This window comes from Dietzia sp. HMSC21D01 (genome assembly GCF_001815995.1).
GTDB lineage: Bacteria > Actinomycetota > Actinomycetes > Mycobacteriales > Mycobacteriaceae > Dietzia > Dietzia cinnamea.
This window is the reverse complement of sequence record NZ_KV823737.1, coordinates 13,432-14,003: the sequence shown is the minus strand read 5'-3', so window position 1 is coordinate 14,003 and position 572 is coordinate 13,432. Positions and strand designations below refer to the sequence as shown.

The 572-nt window shown below is 74.0% G+C and carries 1 protein-coding gene; it reads right to left on the bottom strand.

The window, feature by feature from the left end:
* Nucleotides 1-572 (bottom strand): DUF222 domain-containing protein (locus HMPREF3086_RS02970; protein ID WP_141763964.1); only part of this gene is annotated, 572 nt, incomplete at both ends.

The following is a 572-nucleotide window of genomic DNA, read 5'->3' as shown; positions in this document are numbered from 1 at the left end:
GGTGGCGGTATCGGCGGCGGTGGTGTCGGGCGGGTAGACCGCCAGCGCGGCCAGGGCGTCCGCGCGCAACTGGTCGATCGGCCGGTCCAGCCCGTCCGCGGCCGCCACCGCGGCGTCGGTCTCGATCCGCCGGCGCAACAACTCCGCATCAGCGGCGGTGAGCTTGGCCCACATCGTGGCCATCCCGTCACGCCCACCGCGGAACCGGACCCGGCGGGTCTGCGCGGCCGCCTCGGCCGCCTCCTGCGCCCCGGCCGGATCGCACCGCTCCACCGCCTCATCGATCGCCGCATCCACCGCCGACCGGCTCGGCCGATCCCCACCCTCGAGATCGCCGGTGAACCGGGCTAGGAGCTCGTCCTCCACATCGGCCACGATCGCATCGGGCACCTCGGCCAGGCGGCACGCGATATCGATCGCCAACTCCTCGGGCATCACCCCTCGGGCCACCACCGAACCAAGGCGGGACAGGCGGGTGTGGATCTGCACCCCCGCGGTGACCAGTCGCTCGGCATGCCAACACGTCAGCTGACACGCCGCCGCCAGATGATCACGCGCCCGCGCCGCCGGCG